This is a genomic window from Acinetobacter brisouii CIP 110357 (genome assembly GCF_000488275.1).
Classification (GTDB): domain Bacteria; phylum Pseudomonadota; class Gammaproteobacteria; order Pseudomonadales; family Moraxellaceae; genus Acinetobacter; species Acinetobacter brisouii.
Genome location: NZ_KI530762.1, coordinates 1,793,312 through 1,812,350 on the forward strand (window position 1 = coordinate 1,793,312; position 19,039 = coordinate 1,812,350).

The following is a 19,039-nucleotide window of genomic DNA, read 5'->3' on the forward strand; positions in this document are numbered from 1 at the left end:
CATTTCCACGAAATATATAACATCTTAAATCTAAAAAAAGAAAAGCCAGTCAATTACTTAACTGGCTGATAGTATCATGATAAAAGATCTTTAATTATGGACAGTTGAGCTGTTGCAAAGCTGTAACACGCTGCTCAATGCTTGGGTGAGTCTGGAATAAAGCAGCTAGACTAAAGCCTTGTTCCTTACCTTCTGCAATTGCCAAAGCTTTCATTTCTTTCGGCATTTGGTCAGGCATTTCACTTTCCGCCTGTAAACGCAACAAGGCAGAAATCATCGCTTGTTTACCTGCTAAACGCGCACCTGCTTCATCGGCGCGATATTCGCGGTAACGTGAGAACCACATGACAATCGCCGATGCCAAAATACCAAATACGATATCAAGTACCATGCTAATGACCATATAACCAATACCTGGTGCTTCGTCATCTTGACGACCAAATACATTACGGTCAATAAAGTCTCCGACTACACGAGCGAAGAACATGACAAAAGCATTCACGACCCCCTGAATCAGGGATAAAGTCACCATATCACCATTGGCAACGTGACCGATTTCATGCGCCAAAACTGCACGCAATTCATCTTTATTCATACGTTCAAGCAAACCAGTCGATACAGCAACAAGCGCGTCATTTTTGTTCCAACCCGTTGCAAAAGCATTCGACTGATAAGATGGGAAAATACCCACCTCAGGCATACGAATTCCTGAACGCTGTGCAAGGTCTGCGACCGTTTGTAATAACCAAACTTCCGCTTGGCTACGAGGAGCATTTGGATCAATCAATTCTGTACCTGTGGTCTTTTTCGCCATCCACTTCGACATGAAAAGTGAAATCAACGAACCGACCATACCAAATACAAAACAGATCACAAGCAGGTTGCCCAAGTTTAAACCACCTGCACCGTGGTAACTTCCGACACCCAAAACTGACAAAATAAGACCAGCGACAACCAGTACCGCGAGGTTGGTAAGCAAAAACAAACCAATCCGCATCATTAGGAAAATCCTCTTATAATAGAAAAAAACATGATTTATCTATTCAATAAATCATGTCGTTAATATGCGACCTTGTCAGGGAAAATTCAAGAATAAATCCGTGAAAACACATCAAAATCGTGTTTCCAAAATATGTAAGCTTTTAGTTTCTTACTGCAATATCAGTAAATGTTCCATTTGATAGCTGGATAATTTTTCGGCTACTAGCAGTTTTATGAGAAGTAAATACTGGGCTGCTGTTTTTGGTTGCTGTTGAGGTTATCGCAGAAGCAGGCTCACTATCTTTATCCTTAGCAGAATCAATACGAATACCGCTAGCATACAAGTTATTGTAGCGACTCATCACACGGCGTACATAATCCTGCGTTTCGCGAAAAGGAGGAACACCGCCGTATTTATCCACATTGCCTTCGCCAGCATTATAAGCTGCCAGTGCCAAATGTGTATTACCACTATAGCGCTTTAACAATAAACTCAGATATTTTGCACCGCCCAGAATATTCTGCTGCGGATCATAAGGATTGCTGACATTAAAACGTTTTGCCGTTGCAGGCATAAGTTGCATTAAACCTTGTGCTCCAACAGGAGAGCGGGCATTGCTATTAAAACCTGACTCGGTGTGCATGATGGCCTTGATTAAACCTTCGGACAGACCATGCTGCTGTGCGGCATGATGGATCATCTGGTCAAAGGCATCTTTATTTTTACTATAACTTGGCAAAACCGCAGCCTCAGAACCACCCCAGTTGTGATAACTGTGGATGTTACTGTCGGCATAATAAGTCACTTTGACTTTGGTCAAGTGTGGACCGCTTTGCTTACGATTGGTGAGCAACGGCGTGCCATTACGGTCTTCATACGTATAAATTTGCCCAGCATGGGTTACAGAAGCGATCCATAGGCAACTTCCGCAACAATAAAGAGACAGCAGTGCAATTTTGTTTAATATTTTCATTGTTGTGTTTACCAGTGAATGTTCTGTGCAAACAATTGTATTTGATTGTAACAGTAAAACTGTGCATGCCGAGCTTTTTAACAAGCTTAATTTAAAAAATCAAGTCAAATTGTTTCAGTAATCATCAAAAAAAATTTAATTTTTTTTTAAGCTACAGTCCCTTGACATAAATAAACTACTGATAAATAAACAAAATAAAACAAGGTTAAAAAATAACCAATTTGTTTCTAAGCCTTAGTTAACGGACGATCCCTCCTGTCAAGGGTATAGTTATCCACAGTTTTATCCACATTTTTTGTGGAAAACTGTGAATTGCGAAAAAATTCATCAGTTTCGGAATCTGGCTATTGATTTGAATAGTTTAGAAACCTTTTGGAACATTTTGATGACACGAAAAAATATGTGAATAAATTTGTATGTACAGATGCGAAGTACCCTCGAATCGGCTAAAATTGCGCGATATTTTTGCCAAGAGTTTGCTGTCTATGTACTCTCCTGTTGAATCCAATCAAGGGTTTAATTTCAAACCTGAACTTCCAACCAGTTCAGCTTATTACCGTCTTTTGAAAAAACTTCGTCGTCAAGTCGGCCACGCCATTCGTGACTTTAAAATGATCGAGGACGGCGATAAGGTCATGGTTTGTATTTCTGGGGGGAAAGACAGCTATACCCTGCTCGACATTTTGTTGCAGTTTAAGCGCATTGCCCCGATTAATTTTGATGTAGTTGCCGTCAACCTCGATCAGAAGCAACCAGGCTTCCCTGAAGAAGTTTTGCCGCGTTATTTAGAAGAAAATAACATTCCATATTATATTCTTGAAAAAGACACATATAGCATTACCAAACGCCTAACCCCTGAAGGCAAAACTTACTGTGCCGTTTGTTCACGCCTACGTCGTGGTTCATTGTATGGTTTTGCACAAGAAATTGGAGCAACCAAGGTTGCACTCGGCCACCACCGCGATGATATTCTTGCAACATTCTTCCTGAATTTATTTCATGGTGGCAGCCTAAAAGCCATGCCGCCAAAACTATTGTCGTCAGACAAGAAAAATATCCTGATTCGCCCACTGGCATATGTGGAAGAGAAAGACATCATTAAATATGCAGAAATGCGTAAGTTTCCAATCATTCCATGTAATCTGTGCGGTTCGCAGGAAAACCTGCAACGTGCCATGTTGAATGAAATGCTACGTGAATGGGACAAACAGTACCCGAAACGCTTACACAGCATTTTTGGCGCACTACAGAATGTATCGCCATCGCAACTGGCTGACCGTGAACTGTTCGACTTTGAAGCGCTAGATTCACAGCGTGAATTTGACTTTAAAGACCCAGAAGACATGAAAAAACGTCTGGATGTGGTCAATTTGAGCTTTGCAGCGGACTAAAATTAAGATAAACCGCATGAGAAGGCACAACCACGAAAAAGTTGTGCCTCTATTATACTTTCTTACTATTTCTGTGTAATTTGTCTCACTCGTCTACAAAAAAACCATTTTTTTCGACAAGATCATGTTATAACAAGTCGGAGTACGGACGATGTGCAAAAAATGCATATACATCTAGAAATAAACAAATTAGAGGAATAACAATGCCTGCTTTTCTATCGGAAGATTGGTTTTCTACAGTAGAACAACTTACTGCTCAGGCTGGAGACTTGAATTTACCGCCAGCATTAGAAAATCTAGCGATTAATTTTGTCGTCAACCAAACCAGTGGAAATACTGAACTTTCTCTTCATGGTGGGAAAATTCAAAAGGGCTTAGTAGACAACGCTAAAACAACTTTAAATATGGATGCAGAGACCTTGCGTAAAGTGTTTCTTGAATTTGACATGACTGCTGCTATGCAAGCATTTATGACAGGCAAAATAAAAGTTCAAGGTGACATGTCACAACTGATGGCTCTACAAACTGCGCGTCCAAGCCAAGAACAAAAAACACTCTATAAAGAAATTCTTCAGCATACTGCATAATTCAATCTGCAATTGCTACAAAAAGGGAAGCTATTTATATAACTTCCCTTTTTTTGTTAGATATTAATCAACTGCTGATTTTGAATATGCTCTAAATAAGCACGAATGCGGGTTACATATTGCAAAGCTTGAAGATACCGTGCATTACTGGCTTGATGTCGCTGTAAATAAGCATACATGTTCAACCAGTTATTTGGATCTTCTCCCTGTTTCTCCAATTGCTTCTGAATAAAAGTCACTGCACCAGGCCCCATGTTATAGGCAATCAAGGCATACCAGTGACGATCTGGATTAGGGATATATTCATATCTGCTCAAAAGCGAATCGTAATATTTTGCACCGCCTTGAATACTTTGCTCAGGGTCAGTACGGTTTTCAATTCCCATTGCTTTTGCAGTATCACTGGTCAGCATCATTAAACCGCGCACACCTGTTGGTGATACTGAATTCGGTTTTAAATAAGACTCCTGATAGCCCATTGCAGCCAGCATGTGCCAATTCAAATTGTACTGCTCGGCTGCCCGCTCGAAGCTGGCGCGATAAATCGGCATACGCTGCTGCAAATCGCGCTCAATCGTATCCCAAGAGCCTTCATTCACTACATGATGATTGTAAAATGATGCCAAATGCTGAATTGCGCCATTACTTTTGGACTGGCAAATAAAACTACTTGCGGTTTGTGTTAAATGATCTTTAGCATCTTTAAAAACCAAATTTAACTGGGTATCTAGCCCATTTTTCTGCAAAACAGTTGCATCACCACAGCTTGCCGAAAATGACATTAAGCTCTTCTGGTCAATGCTCTGCATATCAGCATTCGTCAATGCAAGGTTAGCTTTGCCTTTAGCCACCCATTTTAGGGCTGTGGCATTACTATCAACAATTTGAAAATTAAGCTGCACATTTAAACTTTGTGCATAGTTACGCATTAAGTCATAGCCGAAACCATGAAAATACTGTCCGTCATTAAAAACAGTTGTTGGGCTTTTTACTGCCACGACCGTCAGTGTATTGCTGCTAATGACCTGAGCATATTGGTTGCTGGCTTTACTGGCATTAATCGCATGTAAAGGTAACATAGCAAGCCCGAAAGCGAGGGCTTTGGTTGGCAAGGAAATTTTGAGATTGTGTAGGCGAAAACGCCTCCTATCTGCCAATGTAGTTGGATTGTGCATGGTGACTCCGCGACAGGGAATTAACTACCCAATGAAATCGAGCAAGCCCAGACTTCAATTAGTTGATCAACGTATGTTTAGGGGGCAGTCATGGCGTCATTAAAAATGACATGAATAGATAAATGAAAACTAAGTCACATAAAAATCAACGACCCAGATTAAAAAATAACCAGCAATAAATAAGAGTTGCGCATAATATCGACATAGAAATTAAAAGTCAAACTTTTAAATCTCTGGCAGGCTAAAATAAATTTGCTCTCCTCTTTGAAAACCTGCTGAATGTTATACGCGAAACAAATGGTGAAACCATGAATAAAATGCTGCTATATGTAAGCAATTCAATACAGATTATTAAAATAATATTTTTTATTTAATGTTTTATTTATCAATAAGATATTCCAACAATATACCAATTCTTCCGACCACTTGGTGTATATACCTGAACCTCATCATCGACAGACTTGCCTAGACATGCTTTTGCCATCGGTGACTGCAACGAAACATAGTCTTTATTGCCATAAATTTCTTCATCACCCACGATACGAAATTTGACCATTTCTTGTTCATCATTCTCTAATTCTACCCAAGCACCAAAATACACCTTGCCTTGCTGCTGAGGATGATATTCAACCTTTTGTGCAACTTCAAAAAGCTTGCTGAGGTAACGAATTCTACGGTCTATTTCCCGTAATTTTCTTTTGTTGTAATGATAATCGGCATTTTCTGAACGATCGCCTAAACTGGCTGCCCATGACACGATTTTAGTAATTTCTGGTCGTTCGTGTCGCAGCAAATGATTCAATTCATCTTGCAAGCGCTGATAGCCTTCAGCAGTTAATAATTTCCGATCCATAACAAATTCCAACTTTCCGAGCATCCGCATTTGTCATGCTCTTTTGACCACAATAACAAACACTGCGTAAGCGGGCATTGTAATCATTGAGATATAAAAATTTAAGCTCAACTGAGCATAATTTTAAATATTTACATACCATCAGTAAGATATGTCTTCATTATGGATATTTTACACGCCCAAGATACCCATCCAAATTGCACTTATTTTAACCACTCAATTGTTTTTACACTAAAATCAGTTGTCAAAGCATATTTTTCCTTATATGATAGCGCACATTGGAAGCGTGGCAGAGCGGTTTAATGCACCGGTCTTGAAAACCGACGAGGGTGTGAGTCCTCCGTGAGTTCGAATCTCACCGCTTCCGCCAAATACTAAAAAGCCCTTACATATTTTGTAAGGGCTTTTTTATTTAAATCGAGAAAATAAAATTTCAAAAATATCAGTAAAAGCCAAATCTAAAAAACTGGGCATGACATAAAACAATATAATATTTATCTTTTAAATTTTTTACTTTCCAATACATAAAAAACTGATTGATTTATTAGAAAATTAATTCAGCATAATATCTGTTTCTAGACTAGAGTTTTATCATCACCTATAACCTCTTTACTCCTCACTTATTTTATTCAGCTATTTCTTTTATAGAAGGAGGCAAAAGATGATGACGCTTTAATAATGTTCGGACCACATTTCTAGATATTCCCAGTAATTCACTGGTTTTAACCTGATTAGAAAATGATGATGAATATGCAGTCGCAATAATCATGCTTTCTAAAGTATTCCATAAATCACCAGAAGAAGATTGGCTCGATGCGTAGATTCTCTTTAACTGAGACTCAATAATCTGATAGGGAGATAATGCCGTATTAATCTCATCATCTGTATGCGTGGCAGGCTGTGCTGAACAATACTCCATATTTTTGAATATCTGATTAAATTTTAAATGCTCAGCCTGAATTAACGTCCCTTCAGTTACCAGCACAGCATAATGTGCAATATTTTCTAGCTCCCTAATATTGCCTGGCCATAAATATGTCAGTAATTGCTGAATTGCAGATGCAGAAATCTGTAATTTATCAGAACGTCTTACCTTAGCTAAATAACGCTGAACAAAATATTCAAACAGCGGTAAAATATCGCCTTTACGCTCCCGTAATGGTTTTAGTTCTAATTGGGCAATATTAATACGAAATAGTAAATCCTGCCGAAATTGCTCGGCTTGTACGGCCTGTTCCAAATCAATATTGGTTGCTGTGACCAATCGAATATCAACAGGAATCGCTTGTCTAGCACCTAATCTGGTGACTTCTTTTTCTTGTAATACTCTGAGTAATTTGACCTGCAAGCATAGTGGCAAATCACCAATTTCATCTAAAAATAATGTACCGCCATGTGCAGCTTCAAACCAGCCTTTACGCTGTTTGATTGCACCAGTAAATGCTCCTGCTTCATGACCAAATAATTCACTCTCAGCCAATTGTTCATTGATGGCACCACAGTTCACCGCAAGGAACGGACCTTTTCTTCCACTTAAACGATGAATATGCTGTGCAACCAGCTCCTTACCTGTTCCCGTTTCACCACGAATTAGAATAGGCGCATCACTGGGCGCAAGGCGTTCAATTAATTTTAATAATGACTGTGAAGCTGGGTCATGAAAGACCAGCGCTTTGGCTCGCACAGTCAAAGGCTGGGTGTGCTCACCCTCCAAAGTAAACACATTTGTGAAAGCAAAATTATTCATTAACCAAGTAAATCCATCGGCTTTATATATTGTGAGTATATTAATACGCTCTTTATTCTTGGCTTATACTTATTTCTACTGCATTTATTCAATATCTTGTTATGCTTCTGGGCAACACAAGTTTAATTTAGGCAGGCCAATCTGACTTGACCTGCTCAAAGAGATTAAAACACTTTTAATAATCGAACATTAATACGATTATTTTCTTTAAAGCCATTTTCAACGGCAAGATCACGCCCATAAGCTAAAATCACATTGGTGCTTGCGGTTGGTGAATATGCTGTCCCAACCCAAAACTTTGTTTGCTGATAACTTTGTGTCTTAATGCCATTTTGCTTGGTATCACCTGCATCAGTATAAGACAGCCCTGCCCGTAGATCTAAGCGATCATTAATAAAATAACGAGTATTGGTTTGCAGTTGATACCCTGTATTCTGTTTTAAAGTTCCTCCACCAACGGCGTCATTATTTTGACCATAAAAAATAATATCGGCAGCCGCATCCCATGCCCATTTATCTGTCAAGCGTTGACTATATGCAGCCTGAAGATCAAGTTTGTAACGGTTCTCACCGAAATTCAAAGAATCATGTTTATCATAATTACCTGTTGGTAAATACAAATAAGGGGTAAGCCCAAAATAAGTCTTATGCTCTGGATTATTGAGCAACCACACAGGGGCAGCCAAAATAATATCTCCGAGTCCACTGGCTGAACCCAATGCAGAAATATCGCCCTTGGCTTTTAATTCACCAAATGGCACTAAAATTTGTGGAGCAACACGTAAACCTGCAATATCGGTATAATGCACAAAACGAGCAATCCCAACATTTGAATCCAGTTTCGGGTTACCTGACAATTTGTCACTTCCTGCATACAGCGCATCGCGACTTGCAGATTGTAAATACAGCAAAGCTAGATTTGTCCCCGCTGGAGCAACATCATAATCACCCGCATCCAAATCTACTGCCTTCGCTTGTGACGCAAAAGCTGCTAATAATATTGCCGTTGTTATTTTCAAATTAAATTTCACTGTTAATAATCCTGAACTCAAAAGTTTATTGTTTAAAATAGTCAGTGACTATTTTGGGTAATCAATCTATTGCAAAGTCGATGCCAAAATTTAAGTTATTGTTTTTTATTATTTTAATTTAAAAAATAAAAATAAATGATGCAAACCAAACAGCCTCAAAGCTAAAAATCAAACAATATGTTTATTTTTAAACATCGTATATTTATTCAAAAATAAAACCCTTCTCTTTTTAATAGAAAAACCCTGTAATATATACAGGGTTGAGCAATAAATTTTTTTCAGAATATTGTGCATCTTCTTGGTTTTTTCTTGAGCAAGCTTGAAATATTGTTCAATAAAACATTATAAGAAAAACAAAAATAGACCGATGAAATAAGCCTAATATTAATAAAGTTATACAGCGGAAGTTGACTGCCCTAGATAAACGTTCTGAATTACACCAGTTTGATAAAGTGCCTGTGTTTTACCAGAGCTGTTGACTTGACCATTTTCAAGCAAATACGCATCATCCGTATACTTGTATGCTAATTCAATATTTTGTTCTGCAACCAAAAAACTGAGTTTCTCCTCTCGGCGTAAACGAGCAATCAGTTCAAAAATCTCATAACTTATTTTTGGCGCAAGCCCCATTGAAGGTTCATCTAACAAAATAAGCCGTGGTTTGGTCATCAACGCCCGACCTATTGCCAGCATTTGCTGTTCACCCCCAGAGGTATAGCCTGCGAGCGTATTCTTTTTTTCTAACAACCTTGGAAAATAACTATAAATTTTATCAAGCTGCTGTTTTAATAACGACGCAGATGCATGATGTAAAAAACCTCCTGTGCGCAGGTTTTCATCTACGGTTAAATTGGCAAATATATGTCGCCCTTCAAGAACTTGCACCAAACCCTTTTTCACAACCTCACTTGGGTTTTGTCCAAGAATTGATTGTCCTTGATAAACAATATCTCCGCGATTGATCTGACCATTTTCAGCATAAACCAGTTGCGATATCGCTTTTAACGTCGTACTTTTGCCAGCCCCATTGGCACCAAGTAATGCAACGATTGCACCCTCTGGAACAGATAGACTAACCTGCCTACCCCCAAACGCCCGCCCCAAAGCAGCCCCGCTACCAGTGCCACAAAACCTGCAACTGCCCAGACCAAAATCCAAATATGATTAAGTTTGATGCCGACTGATTGTGCGGCCAATGGGTCATCTGCCACTGCACGCAGTGCAATACCAAAACGAGTCTTACTAAATAACAAGGACAGGATACCCGTGCAAGGAATTAGCATAGTGTTCACTTATTTCAAGTACATCATGCCATGACCATGTATGCCATAAGCCGAACTGCTTTTGCCGTATTGCAACCTGTTTAGGGTTCTGCTGAGCATGACTCAACAGCAAACTTACAAAATGCTGAAACGATGAATTTGACATACCAAGTCTTTTCCTCCTGATTCATGTGACTCCTTTGCACGCTATTGCACAAGGGAACATAAGCCTTAATCAGGAGGATTTATAACAATTAGTATGCCAAGTATTATTTTATTTAAAATCAATTATTTATTAAAAGTAAAACGCAATATGTTGAGATTACAACAAATACGGTCAAACATAGTGTTGAAAATCAAACAGAATTGCCAAAAATCAACAGTCGCGATAAAAATTTAAGCCTGATTATTCAAATGAAAATTTGATTATTTATTGATTAAGTTATTAGTTTTAGTTCTAAGATGATGCTCAACCTGACTCACAAGCAAAACCTGCATGACAAAGCACAGATGATTTGAAATGTTCAAAAGTATATTTTGCCATTTTTTAGACAAAAAAAAGCCATACTCTGTCAGTAAGGAGTATGGCCAAAATAGGAAACTACAGCAGAATTCCCATATGCATTAGAATAACCATTTAATCTTAAAAAAATCTTAATTTTAAAAGGCTTCTTAAAGCGAATTTTTTAATTTTTCACATAAATAACAATTTTTTAATTTGAAAATAAACAGCCCGAAACCATAAAAATAAGGCGAAAAAAATCCCCGCATGATGCGGGGATTTTTTTTAGTAAGAAGCGATGATGAATTACATCATACCGCCCATACCACCCATGCCACTCATATCAGGCATAGCAGGTTTATCTTCAGGGATTTCAGTAATCATACATTCTGTTGTCAACATTAAACCTGCTACAGATGCAGCATGCTCAAGTGCAGAACGTGTTACTTTAGCAGGGTCAAGAATACCCATTTCAAGCATATCGCCATATTCAGAAGTTGCAGCGTTGTAACCGAAGTTACCTTCACCATTTTTCACAGCGTTGATCACGACAGATGGCTCATCGCCTGCGTTTGCAACAATTTGACGAAGTGGCGCTTCGATTGCACGACGAAGGATGTTCACACCTACGTTTTGGTCGTCATTTGCACCAACTACGCCATCAAGCGCTTTAGCAGCACGTACAAGCGCTACACCACCACCAGCAACCACACCTTCTTCTACAGCAGCACGTGTTGCATGAAGTGCATCGTCAACACGGTCTTTTTTCTCTTTCATTTCAACTTCAGTTGCAGCACCAATTTTGATAACAGCAACACCGCCTGCCAATTTAGCAACACGCTCTTGAAGTTTTTCTTTGTCATAGTCAGACGTAGATTCTTCAATTTGTGCACGGATTTGTTGAACGCGTTCAGCAATTTGAGCAGCGTCACCAGCACCATCAACAATCACAGTGTTTTCTTTAGAAACTGTGATTTTGTGTGCAGTACCTAAGTCTTGAAGAGACGCTTGCTCTAAAGACATACCCACTTCTTCAGAAATCACTGTAGCACCAGTCAAGATTGCGATGTCTTGAAGCATTGCTTTACGACGATCACCAAAACCAGGAGCTTTCACTGCACATACTTTAATGATGCCACGCATGTTGTTAACAACAAGTGTTGCTAGTGCTTCACCTTCAACATCTTCAGCAATAATAAGAAGTGGTTTACCTGTTTTAGCAACAGCTTCCAATACAGTGATTAACTCACGGATATTGCTAACTTTCTTGTCTACAAGAAGAATGAATGGATTTTCTAATTCAGCAGTCAAAGTGTCTTGTTTGTTTGCGAAGTATGGAGAGATATAACCGCGGTCAAACTGCATACCTTCAACAACGTCCAAAGCATCTTCAAAGCCTGAACCTTCTTCAACTGTGATCACGCCTTCTTTACCAACGCGTTCCATTGCTTGCGCAATCAATTTACCCACAGTTTCATCAGAGTTTGCAGAGATCGAACCTACTTGTTCAATCGCTTTAGTATCAGATGCAGGTTTTGCAGTTGCTTTGATTTCAGCAACCAATGCTTTAACCGCAAGGTCAATACCACGTTTCAAGTCCATTGGGTTCATACCCGCTGTCACTGACTTGATACCTTCATTCAAAATTGCTTGTGCAAGTACAGTTGCAGTCGTTGTACCATCACCCGCGATGTCGTTAGTTTTTGAAGATACTTCACGAACAAGTTGAGCACCCATGTTTTCAAACTTGTCTTTAAGTGAAATTTCTTTTGCAACAGTAACACCATCTTTAGTGATGTGTGGTGCACCGAAAGAACGGTCAATTACAACGTTACGACCTTTAGGGCCTAAAGTGACTTTCACTGCGTCTGCAAGAACGTTTACGCCTGCAATCATTTTAGAGCGAGCTGAATCACCAAATTTTACGTCTTTAGCTGACATTATTTATTTACTCCGAATTTTTTGCTTTTTACTTGATCTGATATGAATGGTTGAAAATTAGCCTTCCAAAACAGCTAAGATGTCAGACTCTTTCATGATAAGAAGTTCTTCACCGCTTACTTTTACAGTTGTACCTGCATAAGTACCGAACAATACTTTGTCACCTACTTTTACATCTAATGCACGAACGCCATTATCTGTAATTTGACCGTTACCGACAGCAATCACCTCACCTTGAGATGGTTTTTCTGCTGCTGAACCTGGTAATAAGATACCGCCTGCAGTTTTTGTTTCTTCTTCAACACGACGAATAACTACACGATCATGTAATGGGCGAATGTTGCTCATATAAAACTCCATCAGACTAAGTTTTGTTTCAATTAAAAATGGCACTTTTCATAATTTCTATGTGCCATCATCAATAACTGTTTGTGATGTCATTTTTTTGGGGATAGAAAACAAGGCTTCAAGGGGCATTTCAAAAAAAAATCCATTTTTTGCAGTTTTTTTAGTCTAAAGCCCAATATTTTTTTATGATGCAGATCATTTAAGAACAAATTGGCGTTTTACCACATCAAAGCAATAGCGTTGTAACTCACCTTGCGATGTCAGTACATTAAAGCTATTTGGTTCACCTTTGCGTAAACGATGAGAGGTTGCAGTTCCTGCATGAATTTCAAAAACAGGATGCTCAAGCTTCAAATCATAGATCTGGTTCAAATCATATTGCGCTGTCTGATGCAAATGCCCATGCAACAATGCAAATATTCCCCGTTTCCCCCAAATTTCAAGTGCCATGCGCCCAAGCACAGGGCAATCTTTGACGGCATGACCATCTTCAGGAGAGGTATAAAAAGGTTGATGCACCACCACGATTTTTAATTTATTGGCTGGGGCAGCCTGCAATTTGGCATCAATCTCCTGAATTTGCGCCAAAGAAATATGCCCTTTGGTATGATAACGTCGCCGAATACTGTTTACCCCAACCAAATAAAAATGTTCGGTTTCCAAGACACTTTCCAACGAACCAAAAAATGCCTGATAACGGGTAAATGGGCTAAATAACCGATTAAATACATGATATAGCGGAATATCGTGATTTCCAGGAACAACCAGATAAGGTAAGTTCAAATGCTCCAGAAAATACTTGCAGCCTAGAAACTGAAAAAAACGCGCACGCTGCGTCAGATCACCGCTTACAGCAATGACTTCTATCGAATGCTCACGACAAAACTGCTGTATTGCCAGCAAACACTCTGGTTTTTCTGTGCCAAAATGCAAATCAGACAGATGAAGTAACATGAGCAGGTACCATTACATTGAGTGCTTCGCGCATAACAGAAAACTGCAAAGGTGCAAATTCTTCTACGATTTCACCATCTATTGCGATATGTAGCTTTTTACCTTTTGCTGCATGAACAACAACTTTTTCGGCAGCAAAACTATACACATCATTTGCCTGCTCAATATCTCCTTTTAAGAGTTGAAAGAGCAATTTCAACAAGGTGATTTTATTACTTTTGGCAACAATCACGCCCGCAACCTTGCCTTGCTGTACTGACTGGGCAATTTTCAAATTCAGCTCTTTCAACTGTAGGTGATTATTGCCAAAAAATATCAAGGGTGTTTCAACTGGATATTGATCACCATCTACAACAACTTTTAATTTTAATTCACGATGCCGCCTCAGCAATACATCTAATGCTGAAGTATAAGCATTTAAAGCAAACCGACCAAATAACCGATTGTAATGCTCACGCTTCTCAATAAATAATGGATACAAACCAAGACTGGCATTGTTTAAATAAATATAATCATTCATTTTGGCGACATGAATTTTATTTATTTCTCCAGTTGCAATGATTTTACTTGCTTCATTCAAATCCAATGGGATATTTAACACTCTGGCTACATAATTAAAAGTTCCCATAGGCAAGATCCCCAAAGGAATTTCTGTATGTAATAAATAAGTTGCTACAGCATTTAAGGTTCCATCCCCTCCTGCAACCACCACGACTCCACGGTTTTCTGTATGACTGTGGCGTTGTAAAACCTGTGGCATCAGGGTATCAATAGAGTTGTTTTCATTAAATTCAAATATCTGAATTTCAAAGTTATATTTAGAAAAAATAGTGATAATATCGGCATATGCACTCTCTTGTTGTGCCGTATGAAAACCTGACTTTTGGTTATAGATAATAGAGAGCGGTTTTAGCATAGTATAATTATTATGAGGTCAATTGATTTATCTTTAATTGTCTGGATTTCATTTGAAAGAAATAGTGTGTTTATGTAAAAAAACTACATAAACTTTTGCAATTTTTCAGTTTTTTATGCTTTTTTACGCACAATGTAAACCACTAATTTAAATACATATTTGCAAAATAAATGATTTTATTTTCATAATTTATTTTATGAATACCTGCAAATAAAAAACATAAATTACTGATTTTAAATGTATTTTAATAAAATTTACTCACAACTTCCTATAAGATCAGTTTTTAAACATCTTAAAATTTGAGAACTTTTGTGATTTAATACGCAAACTTTTTAACACACTCATGATCAAGGGTTGATCATATATTTAATGTGTGTTTTGTTTTTTTGTATCTCAAAGGCATCAACATGACCCAAGTGAATGCACCAGAATTCGTTCGTCACCCTAAGCTGATTGCGTGGGTGGAAGAAATTGCTAAATTAACCAAGCCAGCAAAAATCGAATGGTGTGACGGCAGCGAAGAAGAGTATCAACGTCTAATCGACTTGATGATTGCTAACGGCACCATGCAAAAGCTGAATGAAGAAAAACACCCTGGTTCTTATTTGGCGAATTCTGACCCTTCAGATGTTGCTCGTGTTGAAGATCGTACTTTTATTTGTTCTGCAAAAAAAGAAGATGCTGGCGCAACTAACAACTGGGAAGACCCAGCAGTTATGCGCGAAAAATTAAACGGTCTGTTCGATGGCGCAATGCAAGGGCGCACCATGTATGTGGTTCCTTTTTCAATGGGTCCACTAGGAAGCCACATCGCACATATCGGTATCGAAATCACTGACTCTCCTTATGTTGCAGTCAGCATGCGCAAAATGGCACGCATGGGCAAAGCAGTTTATGATGTTTTAGGTACAGATGGCGAATTCGTTCCTTGTGTTCACACTGTCGGTGCGCCACTTGCTGAAGGTCAAAAAGACGTTGTTTGGCCTTGTAACAAAGAAAAATATATCGTTCATTATCCAGAAACTCGCGAAATCTGGTCTTTCGGTTCTGGTTACGGCGGCAACGCTTTGTTGGGTAAAAAATGCCTAGCATTACGTATCGCTTCTGTGATGGGTCGTGAACAAGGCTGGTTAGCTGAACACATGCTTATTTTGGGTATCACTAACCCACAAGGCGAAAAACACTACGTTGCTGCTGCATTCCCATCAGCTTGTGGTAAAACCAACTTTGCAATGTTGATTCCACCAGCAGGCTACGAAGGCTGGAAAATTGAAACTGTAGGTGATGACATCGCTTGGATCAAACCAGGTGAAGATGGTCGCTTATATGCAATCAACCCAGAAGCAGGCTTCTTTGGTGTTGCACCAGGTACAAATACCAAAACCAACCCGAACTGCATGGCAACCATGCATAAAGATGTGATCTATACCAACGTTGCTGTGACTGAAGATGGTCAAGTATGGTGGGAAGGTCTATCTAAAGAAGTTCCAGCGAACTTAACCAACTGGAAAGGTCAGCCACACGTTGCTGGTGAAAAAGCTGCTCATCCAAATGCGCGTTTCACAGTATCAGCAGGCCAATGCCCTTCTATCGATGCTGATTGGGAAAATCCAGCAGGTGTTCCAATTTCTGCATTCATCTTCGGTGGTCGTCGTGCAGACACTGTGCCTTTAATTTCTGAAGCATTTGACTGGGTTGACGGTGTTTATAAAGCTGCAACTATGGGCTCAGAAACAACTGCTGCTGCAGTTGGTCAACAAGGTATTGTACGCCGTGACCCATTTGCAATGCTTCCATTCACAGGTTACAACATGGCGGATTATTTCAGCCACTGGTTAGAGCTTGGTGAACAAGTTGCTGCAAAAGCGCAAGCTTCTGGTAACAAATTACCAAAAATCTTCAACGTAAACTGGTTCCGTCGTGACGAAAACGGCAACTTCGTATGGCCTGGTTTCGGTCAAAACATGCGTGTTCTTGAATGGATCATCAACCGTTGTGAAAACCGCGCTAACGCAGTTGAAACTCCTATCGGTTTCGTTCCAACATATGATGACTTGAACTGGACAGGTACAGATTTCTCTAAAGCTGACTTTGAGAAAGTAACTTCTCAAGACAAAGCGCTATGGATTAAAGAAATCGAAAGCCACACTGAGTTATTCAACAAACTTGGTGATCGTCTACCAAAAGCATTAAAAGCACGTCAAGCTGAACTTTTAGAAGCAGTTAAAGCAACTGAAACAGCAAATGCCAATGTTTAATTGATTTTAAAAAAAGACCACGCCATGTGGTCTTTTTTTTATTCTAATATTTTTAATACTTTACTTAAAATATAAATACCTTCAACTGAGTTAAATATGAAAAAATCTATCCTTGCTGCACTCGTTTTAGTAGGCGCAGCAACTGCACATGCAGAAACAACTCCTACTACCAATCCCAATATATCAACTCCACTCAGCACTCCTGTAAAAGGTTCTCTCTGTGTCATGATCGATACACCACCGAGCGATTTACCCTATAAAGTTGTGAAACGCATTAAAATTGCGAAAGGCACTTATGGCAGTGTTACAGATTTATATCCTCGATTACATGAAACTGCTCAAAAATACCATGCCGATGCCATCATTCATTATAGTGCGAGTCAACGCTTCGGTTTCTGGCCTTGGCGCTTTGTACGACCTGTGATTGCAGGTACAGCCATTCAATGGAAATCTCCATCTGCTGCAAACTGTCGTTTAGCCAATGGTCAAGAACTCTAAGTTTTCCACACCTATACTATTAAAAAAAATGCCAGTGAGTTTGATCCACTGGCATTTTTTATTGCCTCATGTTTTTGTTAATGATCATGGTGCAAATATTCAGGCTCTTTTGGCAATTTCATACTACAAAAGAAGCAAATGATTAACATCACAATCACATAAATAAAGAACGTATATTCATGCCCTGAGTCTTTAAATTGCAATGCAACTGCTGGAGCAGAACCGCCAAATATCGCGTTTGCCACCGCATAAGAGAAACCCACACCAAGTGCACGTACATGAGGTGGAAACATTTCAGCCTTAATCAATCCACTAATGGATGTATAAAAGCTGAGTATCATCATTAGAAATATCAGCATCAACGTCAGAATAACAGGTGACGTACTAAATGCTGGCATAGCAATCACCATTACAGGGTAAATAAAAATCGCTAACAGTGAACTAAACAATAACATTGAGTTACGACGTCCAATGCGATCAGAAATCATACCAAAGACAGGTTGCATCACCATATAAACAAACAATGCAACCGTCATCATATAACCGACTGTTTTTGCAGCTAATCCTAAGCTACTAAAGTAGGTTTTAGAATAAACCGTTAAAACATAAAATGTTAAAGAACCTGCAGATGTATAACCCACGACCAGCAAAAATGACTGCCAGTGATCTCTAAAAAGAGCTTTAAGTGTTCCAGATTCCTCACGATGACTATCTTCTGCGGATAGTGTTTCTTCTAAACGACTACGAGCCACTAGCGATAGAAGTGCAGTAATACCACCAATTACAAACGGAATACGCCAACCGCCAGCTTGTAATTGCTGCTCACTCATAAAGAATAACAAAATGACACCCAATACACTTGCTAAAAGCTGCCCACCAGACAATGTGACATATTGAAAGGAAGCATAAAAACCACGATGACCTTTTAATGCAATTTCACTCATGTACGTAGCAACAGCACCATACTCCCCTCCTACAGATAAGCCTTGCAACAAACGTACTATAAGCAACAAGAATGGTGCAAAAATCCCGACCTGCTCATAAGTTGGCAACATCGCAAATAAGAATGAACTCAAAGCCATTAAAAAAATCGAAGTTACCATGGAACTTTTTCGACCGTGCTTATCTGCAATTCGTCCGAACAGCCAACTACCAATTGGGCGCATAAAGAAACTGGCAGCGAATACACCCCAAACATAAATCTGTTTTGTTCCAGATGCCATGCTTGGAGAGGTTAATGCTTGCTGAAAATAAACAGCAAAAAACGCATAGATATAAAAGTCAAACCATTCAACCAAATTCCCTGAGGCGGCTCCAACAATACCAAAAATCCGTTTACGCTTTTCCTCTGGCGTATATACATGTTCATTCATTATAGACACTCCCTCGTTGTTTAAATTTTAAGTAGTCTGTCTTACTTGGTTTTACGATTCCAAAATCAAAATCCCTTTTGATTGATTTATTGATGGTTTATTCTAAAACCTGTTATCTATCCTTTTTCTTCTCATCTAATATATTCAAAATAAAAACACTTTATGTGAAAAATCCAATTTTATTTTGTATAAATATGTATGAGACCTCTCAAGATCCAGCCGACAATATTTGTTTTATCTAATGAGTA

At 38.9% G+C, this 19,039-nt stretch carries 18 protein-coding genes and 1 tRNA gene; 5 read left to right on the forward strand and 14 right to left on the reverse strand.

Translation table 11 applies throughout. The annotated features are described in order from the left end of the window. Positions 1–94 precede the first annotated feature (94 nt). Both htpX and P255_RS08640 read right to left on the reverse strand, forming a co-directional pair. Positions 95–1,000 (reverse strand): protease HtpX, encoded by a 906-nt coding sequence (gene htpX / locus P255_RS08635; protein WP_004900278.1) that lies wholly within the window; start codon positions 998–1,000, stop codon positions 95–97. 142 nt (positions 1,001–1,142) lie between these two features. Further along, positions 1,143–1,955, reverse strand: a complete 813-nt coding sequence (locus P255_RS08640; protein ID WP_004900274.1) for a lytic transglycosylase domain-containing protein — start codon at positions 1,953–1,955, stop codon at positions 1,143–1,145. Positions 1,956–2,440: 485 nt separating this feature from the next. On the opposite strand from P255_RS08640, the gene ttcA reads away from it, so the two are divergent. Both ttcA and P255_RS08650 read left to right on the forward strand, forming a co-directional pair. Then, positions 2,441–3,346, forward strand: coding sequence for a tRNA 2-thiocytidine(32) synthetase TtcA (gene ttcA / locus P255_RS08645; protein ID WP_004900272.1), 906 nt, complete (start codon positions 2,441–2,443; stop codon positions 3,344–3,346). 203 nt (positions 3,347–3,549) lie between these two features. Then, positions 3,550–3,933 (forward strand): SCP2 sterol-binding domain-containing protein, encoded by a 384-nt coding sequence (locus P255_RS08650; RefSeq protein ID WP_004751348.1) that lies wholly within the window; start codon positions 3,550–3,552, stop codon positions 3,931–3,933. Positions 3,934–3,989: 56 nt separating this feature from the next. Here P255_RS08650 and P255_RS08655 read toward each other — a convergent pair whose 3' ends face one another. Next, positions 3,990–5,108 carry a transglycosylase SLT domain-containing protein gene (locus P255_RS08655; RefSeq protein ID WP_004900271.1) on the reverse strand — a complete coding sequence of 373 codons (1,119 nt, stop codon included), beginning with the start codon at positions 5,106–5,108 and terminating at the stop codon, positions 3,990–3,992. Between the two features lie 385 nt (positions 5,109–5,493). After that, positions 5,494–5,961 (reverse strand): transcription elongation factor GreB, encoded by a 468-nt coding sequence (gene greB, locus P255_RS08660; protein WP_035365133.1) that lies wholly within the window; start codon positions 5,959–5,961, stop codon positions 5,494–5,496. A 280-nt stretch (positions 5,962–6,241) separates the two neighbouring features. Between greB and P255_RS08665 the strand changes: the two genes are divergently transcribed. Then, positions 6,242–6,331, forward strand: a tRNA-Ser gene (locus tag P255_RS08665). A 255-nt stretch (positions 6,332–6,586) separates the two neighbouring features. Here P255_RS08665 and P255_RS08670 read toward each other — a convergent pair. The 9 genes from P255_RS08670 to P255_RS08705 all read right to left on the reverse strand — a co-directional run bounded on the left by P255_RS08670 (position 6,587) and on the right by P255_RS08705 (position 14,662). Then, the gene (locus P255_RS08670) at positions 6,587–7,708 is read right to left on the reverse strand and encodes a sigma-54 interaction domain-containing protein (protein ID WP_004900264.1); all 1,122 of its coding nucleotides are present in this window, start codon (positions 7,706–7,708) and stop codon (positions 6,587–6,589) included. A 164-nt stretch (positions 7,709–7,872) separates the two neighbouring features. Continuing rightward, entirely contained in the window at positions 7,873–8,739 is an 867-nt protein-coding gene (locus P255_RS08675) for a transporter (protein ID WP_004900262.1), read from the reverse strand. Positions 8,740–9,132: 393 nt separating this feature from the next. Then, positions 9,133–9,843, reverse strand: a complete 711-nt coding sequence (locus P255_RS08680) for an ABC transporter ATP-binding protein (protein WP_004900261.1) — start codon at positions 9,841–9,843, stop codon at positions 9,133–9,135. Then, a complete protein-coding gene (locus P255_RS15640) occupies positions 9,741–10,022 on the reverse strand; it encodes an ABC transporter permease subunit (RefSeq protein WP_081401994.1) in 282 nt (93 codons plus the stop codon). The genes P255_RS08680 and P255_RS15640 overlap by 103 nt, the downstream gene beginning before the upstream one ends. Continuing rightward, positions 9,982–10,167, reverse strand: coding sequence for a hypothetical protein (locus tag P255_RS15475; RefSeq protein ID WP_035365136.1), 186 nt, complete (start codon positions 10,165–10,167; stop codon positions 9,982–9,984). Before P255_RS15475 ends, P255_RS15640 begins: the two co-directional genes overlap by 41 nt. Before the next feature lie 642 nt (positions 10,168–10,809). Continuing rightward, positions 10,810–12,444, reverse strand: coding sequence for a chaperonin GroEL (gene groL, locus P255_RS08690; RefSeq protein ID WP_004900257.1), 1,635 nt, complete (start codon positions 12,442–12,444; stop codon positions 10,810–10,812). A gap of 57 nt (positions 12,445–12,501) precedes the next feature. Beyond that, positions 12,502–12,792 (reverse strand): co-chaperone GroES, encoded by a 291-nt coding sequence (locus P255_RS08695; RefSeq protein WP_004652030.1) that lies wholly within the window; start codon positions 12,790–12,792, stop codon positions 12,502–12,504. 195 nt (positions 12,793–12,987) lie between these two features. Beyond that, a complete protein-coding gene (locus P255_RS08700; RefSeq protein WP_004900255.1) occupies positions 12,988–13,746 on the reverse strand; it encodes a metallophosphoesterase family protein in 759 nt (252 codons plus the stop codon). Continuing rightward, entirely contained in the window at positions 13,727–14,662 is a 936-nt protein-coding gene (locus tag P255_RS08705; RefSeq protein ID WP_004900252.1) for a diacylglycerol/lipid kinase family protein, read from the reverse strand. The genes P255_RS08700 and P255_RS08705 overlap by 20 nt, the downstream gene beginning before the upstream one ends. Before the next feature lie 407 nt (positions 14,663–15,069). Here P255_RS08705 and P255_RS08710 point away from each other — a divergent pair, with 407 nt between their 5' ends. Continuing rightward, positions 15,070–16,920 (forward strand): phosphoenolpyruvate carboxykinase (GTP), encoded by a 1,851-nt coding sequence (locus tag P255_RS08710; protein WP_004900251.1) that lies wholly within the window; start codon positions 15,070–15,072, stop codon positions 16,918–16,920. 96 nt (positions 16,921–17,016) lie between these two features. Then, positions 17,017–17,418 (forward strand): hypothetical protein, encoded by a 402-nt coding sequence (locus tag P255_RS08715; RefSeq protein ID WP_004900249.1) that lies wholly within the window; start codon positions 17,017–17,019, stop codon positions 17,416–17,418. A gap of 77 nt (positions 17,419–17,495) precedes the next feature. On the opposite strand, the gene P255_RS08720 is transcribed toward P255_RS08715, so the two are convergent. Then, positions 17,496–18,791 carry an MFS transporter gene (locus P255_RS08720; RefSeq protein WP_004900245.1) on the reverse strand — a complete coding sequence of 432 codons (1,296 nt, stop codon included), beginning with the start codon at positions 18,789–18,791 and terminating at the stop codon, positions 17,496–17,498. Between the last annotated feature and the right edge of the window lie 248 nt (positions 18,792–19,039).

What these genes read in the sequence shown, in the direction of transcription:
- P255_RS08655 (WP_004900271.1), bottom strand. Translation starts at nt 5,108, where the DNA reads ATGCACAATCCAACTACATTGGCAGATAGGAGGCGTTTTCGCCTACAC.
- greB (WP_035365133.1), bottom strand. Translation starts at nt 5,961, where the DNA reads ATGGATCGGAAATTATTAACTGCTGAAGGCTATCAGCGCTTGCAAGAT.
- P255_RS15640 (WP_081401994.1), bottom strand. Translation starts at nt 10,022, where the DNA reads ATGCTAATTCCTTGCACGGGTATCCTGTCCTTGTTATTTAGTAAGACT.
- P255_RS08695 (WP_004652030.1), bottom strand. Translation starts at nt 12,792, where the DNA reads ATGAGCAACATTCGCCCATTACATGATCGTGTAGTTATTCGTCGTGTT.
- P255_RS08670 (WP_004900264.1), bottom strand. Translation starts at nt 7,708, where the DNA reads ATGAATAATTTTGCTTTCACAAATGTGTTTACTTTGGAGGGTGAGCAC.
- ttcA (WP_004900272.1), top strand. Translation starts at nt 2,441, where the DNA reads ATGTACTCTCCTGTTGAATCCAATCAAGGGTTTAATTTCAAACCTGAA.
- htpX (WP_004900278.1), bottom strand. Translation starts at nt 1,000, where the DNA reads ATGATGCGGATTGGTTTGTTTTTGCTTACCAACCTCGCGGTACTGGTT.
- P255_RS08640 (WP_004900274.1), bottom strand. Translation starts at nt 1,955, where the DNA reads ATGAAAATATTAAACAAAATTGCACTGCTGTCTCTTTATTGTTGCGGA.
- groL (WP_004900257.1), bottom strand. Translation starts at nt 12,444, where the DNA reads ATGTCAGCTAAAGACGTAAAATTTGGTGATTCAGCTCGCTCTAAAATG.
- P255_RS08715 (WP_004900249.1), top strand. Translation starts at nt 17,017, where the DNA reads ATGAAAAAATCTATCCTTGCTGCACTCGTTTTAGTAGGCGCAGCAACT.
- P255_RS08710 (WP_004900251.1), top strand. Translation starts at nt 15,070, where the DNA reads ATGACCCAAGTGAATGCACCAGAATTCGTTCGTCACCCTAAGCTGATT.
- P255_RS08705 (WP_004900252.1), bottom strand. Translation starts at nt 14,662, where the DNA reads ATGCTAAAACCGCTCTCTATTATCTATAACCAAAAGTCAGGTTTTCAT.
- P255_RS15475 (WP_035365136.1), bottom strand. Translation starts at nt 10,167, where the DNA reads ATGTCAAATTCATCGTTTCAGCATTTTGTAAGTTTGCTGTTGAGTCAT.
- P255_RS08720 (WP_004900245.1), bottom strand. Translation starts at nt 18,791, where the DNA reads ATGAATGAACATGTATATACGCCAGAGGAAAAGCGTAAACGGATTTTT.
- P255_RS08700 (WP_004900255.1), bottom strand. Translation starts at nt 13,746, where the DNA reads ATGTTACTTCATCTGTCTGATTTGCATTTTGGCACAGAAAAACCAGAG.
- P255_RS08650 (WP_004751348.1), top strand. Translation starts at nt 3,550, where the DNA reads ATGCCTGCTTTTCTATCGGAAGATTGGTTTTCTACAGTAGAACAACTT.